This window comes from Methylobacterium sp. CCH5-D2 (assembly GCF_001556475.1).
GTDB classification, from domain to species: Bacteria; Pseudomonadota; Alphaproteobacteria; order Rhizobiales; family Beijerinckiaceae; genus Methylobacterium; species Methylobacterium hispanicum.
On record NZ_LSIX01000329.1, the window covers coordinates 1 to 15732 of the forward strand.

General features: G+C 72.9%; 15 protein-coding genes. 9 read left to right on the forward strand and 6 right to left on the reverse strand.

Going from position 1 to position 15732, the window contains the following annotated elements:
* From AX737_RS36700 to AX737_RS36660, 9 genes are all read left to right on the forward strand, one after another.
* Window positions 1–786: preprotein translocase subunit SecY (locus AX737_RS36700; protein WP_197430383.1), on the forward strand; the 786-nt coding region annotated here is incomplete at its 5' end.
* 163 nt (window positions 787–949) lie between these two features.
* A complete protein-coding gene (locus AX737_RS36695; RefSeq protein WP_066917994.1) occupies window positions 950–1552 on the forward strand; it encodes an adenylate kinase in 603 nt (200 codons plus the stop codon).
* Between the two features lie 206 nt (window positions 1553–1758).
* Window positions 1759–2127, forward strand: a complete 369-nt coding sequence (gene rpsM / locus AX737_RS36690; RefSeq protein ID WP_066917993.1) for a 30S ribosomal protein S13 — start codon at window positions 1759–1761, stop codon at window positions 2125–2127.
* A 171-nt stretch (window positions 2128–2298) separates the two neighbouring features.
* Window positions 2299–2688: a 30S ribosomal protein S11 gene (gene rpsK / locus AX737_RS36685; protein ID WP_066917992.1), complete on the forward strand. Its 390-nt coding sequence runs from the start codon at window positions 2299–2301 to the stop codon at window positions 2686–2688.
* Between the two features lie 96 nt (window positions 2689–2784).
* On the forward strand, window positions 2785–3660 hold the full coding sequence (locus tag AX737_RS36680; protein WP_066918002.1) for an MBL fold metallo-hydrolase: 876 nt from the start codon (window positions 2785–2787) through the stop codon (window positions 3658–3660).
* Between the two features lie 102 nt (window positions 3661–3762).
* Window positions 3763–4782, forward strand: a complete 1020-nt coding sequence (locus AX737_RS36675) for a DNA-directed RNA polymerase subunit alpha (RefSeq protein ID WP_066917989.1) — start codon at window positions 3763–3765, stop codon at window positions 4780–4782.
* A gap of 182 nt (window positions 4783–4964) precedes the next feature.
* A complete protein-coding gene (rplQ, locus tag AX737_RS36670; protein WP_066917987.1) occupies window positions 4965–5378 on the forward strand; it encodes a 50S ribosomal protein L17 in 414 nt (137 codons plus the stop codon).
* Window positions 5379–5490: 112 nt separating this feature from the next.
* Complete coding sequence (locus tag AX737_RS36665; RefSeq protein ID WP_066917986.1) at window positions 5491–5781, forward strand: hypothetical protein; 291 nt, start codon at window positions 5491–5493, stop codon at window positions 5779–5781.
* Window positions 5768–6442 (forward strand): nucleotidyl transferase AbiEii/AbiGii toxin family protein, encoded by a 675-nt coding sequence (locus tag AX737_RS36660; RefSeq protein WP_066917985.1) that lies wholly within the window; start codon window positions 5768–5770, stop codon window positions 6440–6442. Before AX737_RS36665 ends, AX737_RS36660 begins: the two co-directional genes overlap by 14 nt.
* 18 nt (window positions 6443–6460) lie before the next feature.
* On the opposite strand, the gene AX737_RS36655 is transcribed toward AX737_RS36660, so the two are convergent.
* From AX737_RS36655 to AX737_RS36630, 6 genes are all read right to left on the reverse strand, one after another.
* Window positions 6461–8359: a response regulator gene (locus tag AX737_RS36655; protein WP_066917984.1), complete on the reverse strand. Its 1899-nt coding sequence runs from the start codon at window positions 8357–8359 to the stop codon at window positions 6461–6463.
* Complete coding sequence (locus AX737_RS36650) at window positions 8356–10137, reverse strand: response regulator (protein ID WP_238229616.1); 1782 nt, start codon at window positions 10135–10137, stop codon at window positions 8356–8358. Before AX737_RS36650 ends, AX737_RS36655 begins: the two co-directional genes overlap by 4 nt.
* Window positions 10134–11180 (reverse strand): chemotaxis-specific protein-glutamate methyltransferase CheB, encoded by a 1047-nt coding sequence (cheB, locus tag AX737_RS36645; RefSeq protein WP_066917999.1) that lies wholly within the window; start codon window positions 11178–11180, stop codon window positions 10134–10136. The genes AX737_RS36650 and cheB overlap by 4 nt, the downstream gene beginning before the upstream one ends.
* Window positions 11181–11221: 41 nt before the next feature.
* A complete protein-coding gene (locus AX737_RS36640; protein WP_066917981.1) occupies window positions 11222–13537 on the reverse strand; it encodes a response regulator in 2316 nt (771 codons plus the stop codon).
* A 15-nt stretch (window positions 13538–13552) separates the two neighbouring features.
* Window positions 13553–15223 carry a methyl-accepting chemotaxis protein gene (locus AX737_RS36635; protein WP_082772788.1) on the reverse strand — a complete coding sequence of 557 codons (1671 nt, stop codon included), beginning with the start codon at window positions 15221–15223 and terminating at the stop codon, window positions 13553–13555.
* A gap of 43 nt (window positions 15224–15266) precedes the next feature.
* The coding region (locus AX737_RS36630) for a chemotaxis protein CheW (RefSeq protein ID WP_066917979.1) at window positions 15267–15732 on the reverse strand (466 nt) is incomplete at its 5' end.

The window sequence follows — 15732 nt, forward strand, 5'->3', positions numbered from 1 at the left end:
CTCATCATCTTCGCCGGTATCGTGGCCCACCTGCCGGTGGCGATCGCGGGCGCGCTCGAACTCAGCCGCACCGGCGCCATGTCGCCCGCCACGCTGCTCGGCTCGGCGGTCGGCGCCGTCGCGCTGATCTACTTCATCGTGTTCATGGAGCGCGCCCAGCGCCGCGTCCTGATCAACTACCCGAAGCGTCAGGTCGGCAACCGCATGTACGAGGGCCAGACCTCGTTCCTGCCGCTCAAGCTCAACACCTCGGGCGTGATCCCGCCGATCTTCGCCTCCTCGCTGCTGCTGCTGCCGGCGACCGTGGCGAGCTTCTCGGCGAACCAGGGCTCGTCCGGCTTCCTCGGCACGCTGACCACGCTGCTCGGCCACGGCCAGCCGGTCTACATGCTGCTCTACGCGGCGCTGATCATCTTCTTCACGTTCTTCTACACGGCGGTGGTCTTCAACCCGCAGGAGACGGCCGACAACCTGAAGAAGCATGGCGGCTTCATCCCGGGCATCCGTCCGGGCGAGCGCACCGCGGCCTTCATCGACAAGGTGCTCACCCGCATCACGGTGATCGGCGCGCTCTACCTGACCTTCGTCTGCCTCGCGCCCGAGATCCTGGCGATGGCGCTCTCCTCGCAGAGCCTCGCCTTCGGCGGCACCTCGCTCCTCATCGTGGTCTCGGTGACGATGGACACGGTGGCCCAGATCCACGGGCACCTGATGGCGCACCAGTACGAGGGGCTGGTGAAGAAGGCCAAGCTGCGCGGCGCCTCGACCACGCAGCGCCGGCGCTGAGACGCGGAACAGGACGGGGAGAATGCACGCTCCCCGTCTTTGGTCCGGCTGCCCTCCGCGGTAGAACCCGGCTACAAACCCACCACCCAAGGCGATGCCGGGGAGGCTTCGCCATCGCCCCGGAAGCCGCTGCCAGAGCGGACAAGGACGAGGACACACGGCCATGCGCATCATTCTGCTCGGACCGCCCGGCGCGGGGAAGGGCACCCAGTCCGAGCGGATCGTGGCACGTTTCGGCATCCCCCAGCTCTCGACCGGCGACATGCTGCGCGCCGCGGTGGCCGCCGGCACGCCGGTGGGCCTCGAGGCGAAGGCCGTGATGGAATCGGGCGGCCTCGTCTCCGATCAGATCGTCGTCGGCATCGTGGCCGACCGGATCGAGGAGGCGGACGCGCGGCGCGGCTTCATCCTCGACGGCTTCCCGCGCACCGTCGAGCAGGCCAAGGCCCTCGACGCCATGCTGGAGCAGAAGGGCATCGCGCTCTCGACCGTGGTCGAGCTGAAGGTGGACGAGGACGCGCTGGTCGGCCGCATCGCCACGCGGGCTGCCGAGACCGCCGCCAAGGGCCTGCCGGTGCGCAAGGACGACACGCCCGAGGTGTTCAAGTCCCGCCTGGAAGCCTACCGGGCCCAGACGGCGCCGCTCTCCGACTACTACGCCCAGGCCGGCAAGCTGGAGACGATCGACGGCATGCAGCCGATCGACACGGTCACGGCCGCGCTGATGACGATCCTCGAGCCCCACGCCGAGACGGCGGGGGCCTGATCGCGTTTCCGTCCACAACTGCTGTTGACAGGAGGACCGGCCCGCGCTAGCAGGCCGGTCTTCGTCCATTCGAAACGTGGCTCGAGGTGCCCTGATCGGGCGGCCGCGGGCCGTGTCGTCGTTCGACGGGCGCGCAGGGGCCGGACTCCACCGGACGCGCGGCAATCAGAAAGACCGGACCGCACGGTTCGGCGATGGAGTGTATCTTGGCCCGTATCGCAGGCGTCAACATCCCGACCGGCAAGCGCGTCGTCATCGCGCTGCAGTACATCCACGGCATCGGCCCCAAGAAGGCCGAGGAGATCACCGGCAAGGTCGGCATCCCGGCGGAGCGCCGCGTGAACCAGCTCACCGACGCCGAGGTGCTCCAGATCCGCGAGACGATCGACCGCGACTACATCGTCGAGGGCGACCTGCGCCGCGAAGTCTCGATGAACATCAAGCGCCTGATGGACCTGGCCTGCTACCGCGGCCTCCGTCACCGCAAGCAGCTGCCCGTCCGCGGCCAGCGCACCCACACCAACGCCCGCACCCGCAAGGGCAAGGCGAAGCCGATCGCCGGCAAGAAGAAGTAAGGTTTTCGGACTTGGGAGGCCGTGCTGCGCTCGGCCTCCTCTCCGTCGTACGGGTGTCCCTCTGCGGCCCCGGACAGGCGCCGCGGTTCTCAAGAGGCGCGCCGCCGACATCCCAAAAGAATCCCGAGCGCCTGGCATTACGGGCGTGCCTGAAGGACAGACGAGCAGATTATGGCCAAGGAACCGCAACGCGTCCGCCGCCGCGAGCGCAAGAACATCGTCTCGGGCGTCGCGCACGTGAACGCCTCGTTCAACAACACGATGGTGACCATCACCGACGCGCAGGGCAACACGATCTCGTGGTCCTCGTCGGGCGCGATGGGCTTCAAGGGCTCGCGCAAGTCGACGCCGTACGCCGCGCAGGTCGCCGCCGAGGACGCCGCCCGCAAGGCCGCCGAGCACGGCATGCGCACCCTCGAAGTCGAGGTCTCGGGCCCCGGTTCGGGCCGCGAGTCGGCGCTGCGCGCCCTTCAGGCCGCGGGCTTCACCGTCACCTCGATCCGCGACGTGACCTCGATCCCGCATAACGGCTGCCGTCCGCGCAAGCGCCGTCGCGTCTGATCGTGCGACCGACACGGCCCCGTCGCGGGGCCGTGCCACAGGGCGGGGTCGTCTCGACGGCGCCGCCCACGAGTGCATGCGAACGGGGAGATCTGCGTGACGGACAGCTCGAAGGCACTTCCAGGCGCCCTGCGTTGGCCGGTCGGCGACCTCACGGTCACGGTCCTCAACGACGGGTACCTGCAGGGCTCCCTCGATCTGGTCGCGGGCATCTCCAAGGAAGAGGCCGGCAGCCTCCAGGCCGCCGGCTTTCGCGCCCAGGACCCGCGCATCACGCTCAACGCCTTCCTGATCACGGGCCCGGGCCGCAAGCCCGTCCTGATCGACGCTGGCATGGGCAGCCTCGGCGGTCCCACGCTCGGCCATGTGCCCGCAGCTTTGGCATTCGCGGGGGTCCGGCCGGAGGAGATCGGTACGGTGCTGGTCTCGCACCTGCATCCCGACCATGTCGGCGGGCTGATCGACGAGCGGGGGCAGGGGCGCTACCCGAACGCCGAGATCGTGCTGCACACCGACGAGGCGGCGCACTGGCTCGGCGAGGACGCGCTGGCCCGCGCGCCGGAGGGTGCCAAGTCCTATTTCGAGAACGCCCGGAACGCGGTGGCGCCCTACGGCGGCCGCCTGCGCTACCACCGGGGCGGCGAGGTTCTGCCCGGCATCGAGGCCGTGCACCTGCCCGGCCACACGCCGGGGCACACGGGCTTCCGGATCGTTTCCGGGGACAAGAGCCTGTTCAGCTGGACCGACGTGGTGCATCTGCCCGCGATCCAGTTCAAGCAGCCGGAGGCCGGCATGGTCTTCGACGTCGATGTCGAGCAGGCGCGCGAGACCCGCAAGCGCGTGCTCGACATGGTGGCGAACGACCGGAGCTTCATCGCCGGCAACCACCTCGAATTCCCGGCGCTCGGCTACGTGGCGCGGGACGGGGCGGCCTACAGCTTCGTGCCGGAGCTCTGGGTCGCCGCACAATAGGTTTCATTCAGGGACCGGTTCCGCGGGCGGGGGCAGCCAGGCGGGCCGGCCGAAACGCGAGACGCCTCCGGGCGGCACGCGTGAGAGGCGAGAGGTAGGACCGTGGTCATTCAGAAGAACTGGCAAGAGCTGATCAAGCCGAACAAGCTGCAGGTGACGACCGGCGACGACCCGAAGCGCGTCGCCACCGTCGTGGCCGAGCCGCTGGAGCGCGGCTTCGGCACCACCCTCGGCAACTCGCTCCGCCGCGTGCTGCTCTCCTCGCTGCAGGGCGCGGCCGTCACCGCCGTGCAGATCGACGGCGTGCTGCACGAGTTCTCCTCGATCCCGGGCGTGCGCGAGGACGTCACCGACATCGTCCTGAACATCAAGACGATCGCGATCCGCTCGCAGTCGGACACCCCGAAGCGCATGACCCTGCGCAAGACGGGCCCCGGCCTCGTCACGGCCGGCGACATCGCGGTCACCGGCGACGTGCAGGTGCTGAACCCCGACCTCGTGATCTGCACGCTGGACGACGGCGCCGAGATCCGCATGGAGTTCACGGTCGCCACCGGCAAGGGCTACGTCCCGGCCGAGCGCAACCGCCCCGAGGACGCGCCGATCGGCCTGATCCCGGTCGACTCGCTGTTCTCCCCCGTCACCAAGGTCTCCTACCGCGTCGAGAACACCCGCGAGGGCCAGGATCTCGACAAGGACAAGCTGACCATGACGGTCGAGACCAACGGCGCGGTCTCGCCGGAGGACGCGCTGGCCTACGCCGCGCGCATCATCCAGGACCAGCTGCAGGTCTTCGTGAACTTCGAGGATCCGCGCAAGGAAGAGGCCGCCCCGCTCGCGCCGCAGCTGCCCTTCAACCCGGCCCTGCTCAAGAAGGTGGACGAGCTGGAGCTCTCGGTCCGCTCGGCGAACTGCCTGAAGAACGACAACATCGTCTATATCGGCGACCTCATCCAGAAGTCCGAGGGCGAGATGCTGCGCACGCCGAACTTCGGCCGCAAGTCGCTCAACGAGATCAAGGAAGTGCTCGCCGGCATGGGCCTGCACCTCGGCATGGACATCCCCGGCTGGCCGCCGGAGAACATCGAGGACCTCGCCAAGCGCTTCGAGGAGCATTACTAGGGCGCGCGGCCGCCCTGGCTTGAGCCGGGCGGCAGCACCGCGACGGCGGCGTCCCAGCGAAGCCGGGACGCCCCACCCAAAAATTCCCGCCGCGGGGTCAAGCGGAGAACGAAGACGCCTCCTGAGGAGGCACCGGCCGTTCCTTGGCACGGCGGCCGGCAGCATACGGAAAGGCCAGCACCATGCGTCACGGTTACCGCGGTCGCCGCTTCAACCGCACGGCCGAGCATCGCAAGGCGATGTTCGCCAACATGTCCGCCGCGCTGATCAAGCACGAGCAGATCATCACCACCCTGCCGAAGGCGAAGGACCTGCGCCCGGTCGTCGAGAAGCTGATCTCGCTCGGCCGCACCGACAGCGTCCACACCCGCCGCCTGGCGATGGCGCAGCTGCGCGACGCCGACATGGTCAAGAAGCTCTTCACGGTGCTGGGCCCGCGCTACCAGGGTCGCCCGGGCGGCTACTGCCGCATCATGAAGGCGGGCTTCCGCCACGGCGACAACGCCCCGATGGCCGTGATCGAGTTCGTCGATCGCGACGTCGATGCCCGCGGCAAGGATTCGGGCCCGAGCCAGCAGGTTGCCGACGCGGCCTGAGCCGGTCCGGCATCAACGGTCTCTCGCGGAAGGCGGTCCCTCGGGGCCGCCTTCTTCATTTCGGGCGCGGGCCGGTGCAGGATGGTCGGGGACCACGTCCCGGGAGGCGCCCATGCCGACAGCTCTGCCGCGCGACGCGGAACGGCCGCTGGCTCTGGCTGTGCGGCACATCAATGCCTCGGTCCCGGATCCGATCGATACCGAGACCCTGCTGTCGGCGCTGGGCGCTCCCGACAAGGCGGGCGCGGAGCATCTCTACGCCTTCTTCGACGAGGTGGAGGTCGAGACGATCAGCGACCTCGCCCGCAGCGGCGCTGTCACCTACGGGGCCCTCGCGAGGGGGGCCCGTCGCTGCCTCCCGCCGGATCACCCCACGCGGCTCTGGCTCGATGAGCGCGCCTGACCCGCAGTGGCGCCGGCTGCTCGATCTCGCGCTGCCGGCGCTCGACCACGTCTTCGGCCCCGGGACCGACGAGACGCGGCCCGCGCCCTGGACCCTCGGCCGCGGTACGGCGCTCGCACTCTGGATCGACCACCGGATCAGCTACGACGTGGACCTGTTCGTGCCGGGCGTGCCCCTGAAGCGCTTCACGCCGCAGCAGAACCCGGCCGCGGCGCGCATCTCCGGCACCTACCAGTGGCCAGGCCATTACCTGAAGTACGAGCGGCCAGAGGGCGAGATCGACTTCCTGTCGGTCGTCCTCCAGACGGAGCCGGGCTACGCCTGGATGGATCACGGGGCGGGCCGCATTCCGGTGGAGACGCCCGAAGAGATCCTGGTGAAGAAGATCCGCTTCCGCTCGGCCCGCTTCACGGCCCGCGACGTGTTCGATCTGGCCGCCGCGGCGCGGGCGCGGCCCGCTCTCGCGGAGGTGATGGCGCGCGAGGTTCCCGACGCGCTGGAGCGCACGCTCGAATCGCTGGAGCACCAGGCCCGCCGGAACAGCGACACGCTCGCCCACAGCATCATCCCGACCGCGCACGCCGCCGATCTGATCGCCGAGGCCTTCCCGGTCGGTCGCCGCGTGCTGAGGGACGCGATCGATCTGGCGGAGCGCGGCTGAGCAGCGCCCGCCCGAGCCTCAATCCAGCAGCGCCGACACCCGCCGCGCCAGCTCCGCCGACTGGAAGGGCTTGGCCAGGACCGGCAGGTCCTCGGGGATCTCGACGGCCTCGGCGTGGCCGGTGAGGATCAGGAGCGGCAGGTCCGGCCAGCGCGTACGCACGAGGTTCGCCAGATCGACGCCGCTCATGCCCGGCATGGCGAGATCGGCCACCACGAGGTCGAAGGTCTCGCGCTCCAGGATCCCGACCGCCGCCGCGCCGCTCTCGGCCTCGACCTCGCGGTAGCCGAAGCGGCGGATGAAGGAGGCGGTGACGTGGCGTACCTCCGGGTCGTCGTCGACCACGAGGACGCGTGCGGGGCGGCTCGCCACCGGCACGTCGGCTTCCTCCACCGTCGCGGCCCGGGGCGCGGCCTCGGCGCAGGGCAGGGCGAGTTCCACGCGCGTGCCGCGCCCGACCGTGCTCTCGATGCTGAAGCGGCCCTTCGATTGCTGGGCGAGGCCGAACACCATGGCGAGGCCGAGCCCCGTGCCCTGGCCGACCGCCTTGGTGGTGAAGAAGGGCTCGCAGACCCGCTTCAGGATCTCGGGGGGAATGCCGCTGCCCTCGTCCGTCACGCTCACCCGCACGTAGGGGCCGGGGGCGAGATCGGGGTCGTCGGCGATGTGCAGGCGGTCCGTGGCGATCACGATGGCGCCGCCGTCGGGCATCGCGTCACGGGCGTTGATGCAGAGGTTGAGCACCGCGAGTTCGAGCTGGTCGGGATCGACCTGCGCGGGCGGCAGGTCCGGGGCGAGGTCGGTCCGCACGCTGACCAGCCCGCCGAGGCTGCGCCCGAACAGGTCGCTCATGCCGGCGATCAGCGCGTTCACGTCGGTGGCGCGGGCGTGCAGGTCGTGGGTGCGGCTGAAGCTGAGGAGGCGCTTGGTCAGCGAGGCGCCGCGCTCGGCCGCGCCCCGGGCGTTCTCGATCAGGCGCTGGACGCGGGGCTGGCCCTCCACCTTCGGCACGGCGAGTTCCAGGCTGCCGAGGATGGCGGTCAGCAGGTTGTTGAAATCGTGCGCGATGCCGCCGGCGAGCGTGCCGAGCGCCTGCATCTTGTCGGACTGGCGCAGGCGCGCCTCCAGGCTCTTCTGCTCGGTGACGTCGCGCTCGATCGTGGCGAGGTGGGCGACCGCGCCCGCCGCGTCGCGGATCGGCACGCGCACCACCTGCGTCCAGCGCTCGACCCCGGGCGGCCCCTCCGAGACGAGGGCGTTGCCGACCTCGCCGGAGCGGATCGCGGCCGCGTCCGCGGCCGCGCTCTCGGGCGCGACGGGCGCGAGGTCCGCCTCGCGCTGTCCCAGGCTGTCGGCGACGGAGCGTCCGAGCAGCGCCGCCTTGCGGGCGTTGAGGCGCACGAAGCGGCCGCCTGCGTCCTTGAAGGAGATCGCCTCCTCGGCGTGGTCGAGGAGGCCGCGCAGCAGGGCGCGCTCGGTGGCGAGCTCCCGCCCGAGGCTGTGGCGCTCGAAGGCGGTGCGGACCGTGCCGCGCAGGAGCCCCGCGTCCCAGGGCTTGGTGACGTAGCCGATGATGCCGCCGCGGTTGAGCGCGGCGATCACGGCCGTGATGTCGGCGTACCCGGTGAGGAGGATCGCCTGGGCGTCGTGGAAGGTGCGGGCCTCGGCCAGCAGCGCGTCGCCGGTCATGCCCGGCATGCGCTGGTCCGAGATCACGACGGCGATGTCCGGCTCGGCCCGCAGGATCTCCAGCGCCTCGGCAGGCTTGGGGCTGGTGAGGACCCGGTAATCGTCCTCGAAGAGGTCCTCGAGGGCGATCAGGATGTCCGGCTCGTCATCGACGGCCAGGATCGTGCCGCGGCTCGCCGCCAAACCCACCCCGTTCTCTCGCAAACCGTCCTGGATACCGTGCGTCATGCGTCCACAGCCTGCCGCGGGATCCCGATCACGAAGCAGGCACCACCCCCGGGGGCCGTCTCCACGCTGAGGACGCCGCTATGCGCCTGAACGACGCTGTAGGCAATCGCGAGGCCGAGTCCGGTGCCGGACCCGACGGGCTTCGTGGTGAAGAAGGGCTCGAAGATCTTCTCGCGCAAGCCCTCCGGGATGCCGGGGCCGGTGTCGCTGATGCGGATCTCGTCGGTCTCCTCGCTCGACTGGGTGGCGATCCGGATGGTGCCGCCCTCCGGCATCGCGTCGGCGGCGTTGGAGAGGATGTTCATCACCACTTGGTTGAGCAGCGCCGGGGTGCAGCGGATCTCGGCCCGCCCGGCGAAGTCGCGCTCCACGCCGATGCCGGTCCCGAGCTTGTGCTGGATCAGCGCCAGCACGGTCTCGATCGCCTCCGGCACGTTGACGAGCGCCCGCTCGCCCTCGTCGAGGCGCGAGAACTTGCGCAGGTTGAGGACGAGATCCTGGATCCGGGTCAGGCCCATCCGCATGGCGCCGACCCGGTCGCGAGCCTTGGCGAGGCCCCGCGCGCCGCGCTCGTCGGCGGGCGCGGGCAGCTCGCCGAGCAGGCGCTCGACCGTGCCCTGGTGGGCCAGGATGAAGGCCAGCGGGTTGTTGATCTCGTGGGCGATGCCCGCGACCAGCTCGCCGAGCGAGGCCATCTTGGCGGCCTGGACGAGCTTGGCCTGCGCCTCGGTCAGCCGGCGGTTGGCCGTGGCGAGGTCGGTGTTGGCCTGTTCCAGCGCGTCGGCGAGGCTGGCGCGGGCTTCCGCCGCCTCGGCCTCGGCGCGGGCGCGCTCCACGGCGCGCTCGCGGGCCCCGAAGGCGCCGGCGATGCGGCGGTCGTCCTCCTCCAGCAGGCGGCGGCGCACGAGGCCGCGCACCCGGAGCGCCAGCACCTCCGCGTCGGATTTCGCCACCACGTCGTCGGCGCCGGCCGCGTAGGCGCGGACGAGAAAATCCTTGGCCGGGGTCGAGCCCGAGATGCCGACGAGGTGGAAGCCCGCCCCGTCCGCCCGGGTGGTGCGGCGCGCATCGACCGCCCGGCACAGCTCCAGCCCGTCATAGGACGGGCTCAGCAGGTCGAGGGTGACGCAGTCGAAGGGCTCGCCCTCCTGGTCGAGGGCGGCGAGCGCGTCCGCCGGCCCGTCCGCCGTGGTCACGGCGTGGCCCTCCTGGCCGAGCAGGCCGGCGAGGAAGGTGCGGTAGGTCGCGCTCCCGTCGATGACGAGGACGCGCCCGCGGCGGAACCCGGCGGCGCCCGGGGCCTCGCCGGCCACGGCCTCCCCGGTCGCGGACTTGCCGGTCACGGACTTGGCGCTCGCGGACTTGCCGCGCTCGCGCAGCAGCGCGCGGATGCGCAGCACCAGGAGGTCGCGGTCGTCGGACTTGGCGACGTAGGCGTCGGCGCCGCTCTCCAGGCCCTGGCGCTCGCCCTCGCGGGCGCCGGTCAGCATCAGCAGCGGCAGGGCCCGGGTGCGCAGCGACAGGCGCATCTGCCGGGTCAGCTCGTCGCCGTTCATGCCCGGCAGGTGGTAGTCGGCCACCACGAGGTCGGGCAGCTCGCGATTGAGATGGTCGAGGGCCGCCTCCGCCGTCGCCGCCCGCGCGACCGCGAAGCCGTTCTGTTCGAGAAGGAGGCGCAGCTCCAGCGCCTGCGTCTCCGAATCCTCCACCAGGAGGATGTGGGGAGCGGGCCCTGGCTCGGGGGCCGCCTCGGGCGAAGCACTCACGGGGACGCTCACGGGGCGGCCTCGGGATCGACGAGGCGCAGGATCTGGCCCGCGACCCGGTCGAGGGGCAGCACGCTGCGGGCCGCGCCGAGCCGCACCGCGGCCGCCGGCATGCCGTAGACGACCGCGGTGCTCTCGTGCTCGGCGATGGTCTGGGCGCCGGCCGCCTGCATGTCGAGGAGGCCGAGCGCCCCGTCCTCGCCCATGCCGGTGAGCAGCACGCCGATGCCGGAGGCGCCGCATTGCCGGGCCATCGCGCGAAACAGCACGGTCGCGGCCGGGCGCTGGCCCGAGACCGGGGCGGTATCGAGGATGCGAAGGCTCCGGTTGGGGCCGAGTTCGAGGTGGCGGTCGCCGGGCGCCACGTAGACCCGGCCCGCCCTGGCCTGCTCGCCGTCGCGGGCGATGCCGACCGCCATCGGCACGACGCCGTCGAGCCAGCTCGCGAAGCCCTCCATGAAGGCCGCGCCCATGTGCTGGACGAGGAGGACGGGGAGGGGGAAGTCGGCGGGGAGCGCACCGAGCACCCGGGCGAGCGCCGGGGGCCCGCCGGTCGAGGCCGCGATACCGAGCACCGTCGGCGCCTGCAGGCCGGCCGTCGCGGCGCTTGGGCGCGCGGCCGGCCCGCGCCCGGCCCACTCGGTCCCGATCGGCCGGCGCCGGATCACCGGAACCTGAGCCATGATCCGGAGCTGCGTGCAGATCTCGCCCGCGACGCCCTCGTAGCCCGCGTTCGTGGTCGCCACCGGCTTCTCGACGACCGAGAGGGCACCGGCGCGCAGCGCGTTCATCGAGATGCGCAGCGAGGAATCCTCGACCGCGTCGGCCACCACGACGATCGGCGTCGGGTGCTCGGTCATGATGCGCCGGGTGGTCTCCAGCCCGTCGATGCCGGGGAGCCGGATGTCCATCGAGATCACGTCGGGGCGCACGACGTCGATCATCGTCAGCGCCTCCTCGCCGGAGGAGACGGCGGCGACGATCTCCAGGCGCGGGTCGCGGGAGACGATGTGGCGCAGGAGCTCGCGCACCACGAGGCTGTCCTCGACCAGCATCACCCGCACGCGCCCGCCCTGCGGCGCCCCGGCGGCCCCGCTCACAGCAGGCGCCCGATCGTGTCGAGGAGCCCGCGCTGGTCGAACGCCTGCTTGGTCAGGTAGGCGTCGGCGCCGAGTTCGAGGCCGCGGGCGACGTCCTCGGGGTCGCCGCGCGAGGTCATCAGCACGGCCGGCAGGCGGCGGAAGCGCTCGTCCGCCCTGAGCGCCCGCAGCAGGCCGAACCCGTCGAGGCGGGGCATCTCCACGTCGGCGAGGACGAGATCGACCGGCTCGATCTCGGCGCGCAGCCGGTCGAGGGCGTCCTGTCCGTCCACGCAGACGACCACGCGGTAGCCGGCCGCTTCCAAGATGCCTTTCTCCAGGGTGCGGGTGGTGATGGAATCATCGACGACGAGAATCGTCGCGCGCACCATCGAACGTCGCGATTCCGGCCCGGTTCCGACGGCCGCGCTGTCCCCTTCGGTCGCGGATCCGCCATCCCGCCCGGCGGGGGCGCCGTCCGCGCGGGCGGCCAGCCCCTCCGGGTCCAGCACCAGCACCGGCACGTCGCCGGGCAGGATCGCGGTGCCGGCGACGAGGTCGGGGTCGGCGCCCACCGGCGGCACCGGCAGGACGAGGAGCGTGCGCACGTCGTGCAGCCGCTCGACCGCGAGGGCGAGGCGGGCGCCGCCCGCCCGCAGCAGCACCGCGGTGAGGGTCTGGGCGGGCGCGGCCGCCGGCAGGCCGAGCAGGTCGGAGAGCACCGCCACCGGCAGGCTCGCCTCCGCCTCGCCCTCCGCGTCCGCCACGCGCAGCACGGGGCGCCCCATGGCGTGGGGCAGGCCGGCGCGCTCGACCCGCAGCAGGCGCGCCACGCCCGCGCCCGGCAGGGCGTAGGTGGCGCCCGCCGCCTCGACGAGGAGCAGGCTGCGCCGGGAGGCGGCGAGCGGCAGGCTCAGCACGAGCTGGCTGCCGTGCGGGGCGCGGGGCGCGAGGCGCACGCCGCCCTGGAGGGCACGGGCGGCATCCGCCACGACCGAGAGGCCGAAGCCGCGCCCCGCCAGGGTGTCGACGCTGGCCGCCGTCGAGAAGCCCGGCTCGAAGACCAGGGCGAGGAGCGCGTCGGGCTCCGGCGCCTCGCCGTCAGCGAGGAGGCCGCGACGGCGGCCCTGGGCGGCGATCGCCGCGAGGTCCGGGCCCCGCCCGTCGTCCCAGACCGTCACGAGGAGCCGGCCGCCCCGGAGCGCCACCTCCAGGCCGATCTGCAGCGCCTCGGGCTTGCCCGCGGCGGCGCGGACCTCCGGCGGCTCCCAACCGTGGCTCAGGGCATTGCGCAGGGCGTGCAGGACCGGGTCCTTGAGGCTCTGCAGCACGGCGCGATCGACCGGCACGTCGAGGCCGCGGGAGGTGACCGCGACGTCGCGGCCCTGCTCGCGCGCGGTCTCGCGCAGGGTCCGGGCAAGGAGGCCGAGCACGGTCTCGGCCGGGACGAGGGCGAGCCGCTCGGCCTCCGCGCGCACCCGGGCGGCGGCCCCGTCGAGGGTCGCGGCGGCGGCGGCGTGGCGGCGGGCGAGGTCGCCGGCCTCGCGGGCCAGCGCCGCGAGCGCCGTGTCGAGGCCGCGCAGCTCCGCCCTGGCGGTCTCGACGGAGGCCTCGTCGGCGGCCTGTGCCACCCCCGCCAAGCCTCCGACCCGGCGGCGCAGGTCGGTGCAGGCGCGGGCGATGCGGGCGAGGCCCTCGGCCACCGGGGCGCCGCCGAGCGCGCCGGTGAGGTCGTGGCTCGCCCGGGACAGGGCCGCCACGGTCTCGGCCGGCACGCGCAGGATCGTCTGGGCCGTCTCCGGCGCCGGCTCGGCCGGAGCCGCGGGCTTCGGCGCGGGCTCGGCCGGGGATTCCGCGGACGACCCGGCGGAGGACCGGGATACCGGGGCGGGAGTCTCGGTCGGCGCCGCGGCGGGTGCGGCTCGCGTCTCGGCGGCCGCCGCGGGCGCCTCCGGCCGGGTCGGGTCGAGGCACCGGTCGAGCGCGACCAGCGCGTCGCCCGGCATGGCCGCGTCCGGCGCCTCCTTGATGGCGGCGACGTAGGCCTCGATCCGGTCGAGGGCGAGATGCGTCGCGTTGGCCGCCTCGCGCCCGAGGGGCGCGCCGGTGCTGACCCGCTCGAACAGGGTCTCCAGACGGTGCGCCAGCGCCTCGACGGCCGGCAGGTCGACGGCGCGCGAGGCGCCCTTCAGGCTGTGGGCCCGGCGGAAGATGTCGTTCCAGTCCGGCGCCCGGTCGGAGGCGACGGCGCCGAGCGCGGCGCGGATCGCCTCGATGTGCTCGCGGTGCTCGACCTCGAAGGCGGCGAGCAGGAGTTGGCGGATGTCGGCCAAGGCGGGAGCCCGGGCCTAGTGCCGGTAGCGCTCGGCGAGCGCCATCAGGGCCTGGGCCAGCTCCGTGAGGTTGGCAGACGCCGCCTCGACCTCGCGGGTGCCGGCCGCCGTCTGCTGGCTCGCCTGCCGGATGTTCTGGAGCGCGCCCATCACCTGCTCGATGCCGAGCTGCTGCTGGTTGGTGGAGGCCACGATCTGCTGGAAGGTCTGGACGTTCTCCTCGACGCGCGCCGAGATCTCCTCGATCGTGCGGTGCGTCGTGTCCGAGCGCGCCTTGCCGGTGGCGGCGCGCTTGACCGCCTCCTCGGTGAGCATGACCGAGGTGTTGATGCCCCGCTGGATCTCGCCGAGGATGCCGCGCACCTGCACGGTGGCGGCCTTGGCCTGGTCGGCGAGCTGCTTCATCTCGGCGGCCACCACCGCGAAGCTGCGCCCCCCTTCGCCCGCCGCCGCCGCCTCGATGGCGGCGTTGAGCGCCAGCAGGTGCGTGCGCTCCGAGATGTCGTTGACCGTCTCGATGATGTCGCCGATCACCTGGGTCTTCTCGGACAGGGCGACGATGTTGCCGGCCACCGCCTCCGCCTGCTCGCGGATCGCGTCCATCGCCTTGGCGGTGTCGGCCACCGCCCGCAGGCCTTGGCGGGAGGTCTGGGCGGTGGCCTGGGCGGTGGCGATGACCTCGCCGGCCCGCTTCGAGATCTGGGCGCCCGAATGGGTGATCTCGTCGACCGTCGCGGCGGTCTCCTGCACGGCGGCGAACTGCTCCTCGACGGAGGCCGCCTGCTCCTGCGCGGAGGCGCGGATCTCGGCGGCCGCCGCGTTCAGGTCGGCGGTCGCGGCCCGGTTGGTGCGGGCGAGCTCGGCCAGCCCCCCCACCATCTGGTTGAGCGTCCGGCTGAGGCGGGCGATCTCGTCGCCGCCCTGGGCCGGCAGCTCGCCCGAGAGGTCGCCCGAGCCGACGCGCTCGACGAAGCCCATCACCCGCTCCAGCGGCCGGACCACGGCCCGGCTGATCAGGATGGTCACGAGGATGCTGAGCAGGGCGCAGGCGGCGAGCGTGCCCAGGATCGACAGGCGGCTCGCCTCGTAGATGCCCTGCACGGTGCGCTGGCCCGCGGCGATGCCCTCGTCGAGGACGTTGCGGTTCTGCTCGACGCCGCGCAGCACGCTCTCCTGGATGCCGTTGATGTCGGGGTTGCGCGCCTCGATCGCGGCGGCGTCGCGGGCGGTGATCGCGGCGACCTGCGCCTCGCTGGCGGTGCGCAGCTGGCGGAACAGGCTGGCGGTGTCGGCGGCGCCGAGCGCGAGGCGCTTCCAGATCGCGGCCCGGGCGGGCGTGAAGGCCGATTCCGCGTAGCTGTTCGAGGAGCGGATCAGGGCGGCCAGCAGCGCGTCGGCCTCGCCCGCCGCGGTGCGCCAGCCGTCGAGCGCCCGGTTGATCACCTGCGCGTCGGTCTCGCGCGAGAGCACGGCAATCACCGCGTTGCGGCGCTGGAGGCCCATGTCGCGCGCCCTGTTGGCCAGTTCGTCGAGCTGGCGCGCCACCATGAGGTCGCGGGCGACGATCGCGTCGGTCGCCTCGCGCACCGCGCCGATCTGGCCGATGGCGTAGAGGCCCATGGCGACGATCACCACCGTGATGGCGACGAAGCCGAGCAGGATCCGTTTTCCGATCGAGAGCGACAGCGAGGTCAAGGCGGCTTGCTCCGGGGCCGGGCGGCCTCTGGCGTCAGGGAAGGGCGCGCCGCAGGAGGCGCGGCAGGTCGAGGACGACGAAGTCGCCGCCCTCGGACCCGGCGGGGGCATAGCCCGAAACGGCGGCGGCGCCCATCCCGCCCGAGGGCGGATGCGACGGGTCGGCCTCGGGGCCGGCGGAGGCCGGTTCCGCGTCGATCTCGACGACGCCGATCACGCGATCGACCGCGAGGGCGACGGGCACCGTCCCGGTGCGCAGGGCGACGAGGTGGCCGCCGGGGGCGGCGCCCGGACCGGGACGGCCCAGCGCGCGGGCGAGGTCGAGCACGCTGACGATGCGGCCCGAGACCGCCGCGAGGCCGAGGAGCGCCGGCACCGCGCCGGGCACCGGCGTGCAGGGGCGCATCGGCAGGACGCCGGCCGCCTCCGCGAGCGGCAGGCCGTAGCGCTCCGCGCCGCAGGCGCAGACGAGGTAGGCGCGGCGGGCGCCGGCCTCGGCC

What these genes read in the sequence shown, in the direction of transcription:
- cheB (WP_066917999.1), bottom strand. Translation starts at nt 11,180, where the DNA reads ATGCTGGTCGAGGACAGCCTCGTGGTGCGCGAGCTCCTGCGCCACATC.
- AX737_RS36655 (WP_066917984.1), bottom strand. Translation starts at nt 8,359, where the DNA reads ATGACGCACGGTATCCAGGACGGTTTGCGAGAGAACGGGGTGGGTTTG.
- AX737_RS36695 (WP_066917994.1), top strand. Translation starts at nt 950, where the DNA reads ATGCGCATCATTCTGCTCGGACCGCCCGGCGCGGGGAAGGGCACCCAG.
- AX737_RS36660 (WP_066917985.1), top strand. Translation starts at nt 5,768, where the DNA reads ATGAGCGCGCCTGACCCGCAGTGGCGCCGGCTGCTCGATCTCGCGCTG.
- AX737_RS36665 (WP_066917986.1), top strand. Translation starts at nt 5,491, where the DNA reads ATGCCGACAGCTCTGCCGCGCGACGCGGAACGGCCGCTGGCTCTGGCT.
- rplQ (WP_066917987.1), top strand. Translation starts at nt 4,965, where the DNA reads ATGCGTCACGGTTACCGCGGTCGCCGCTTCAACCGCACGGCCGAGCAT.
- rpsK (WP_066917992.1), top strand. Translation starts at nt 2,299, where the DNA reads ATGGCCAAGGAACCGCAACGCGTCCGCCGCCGCGAGCGCAAGAACATC.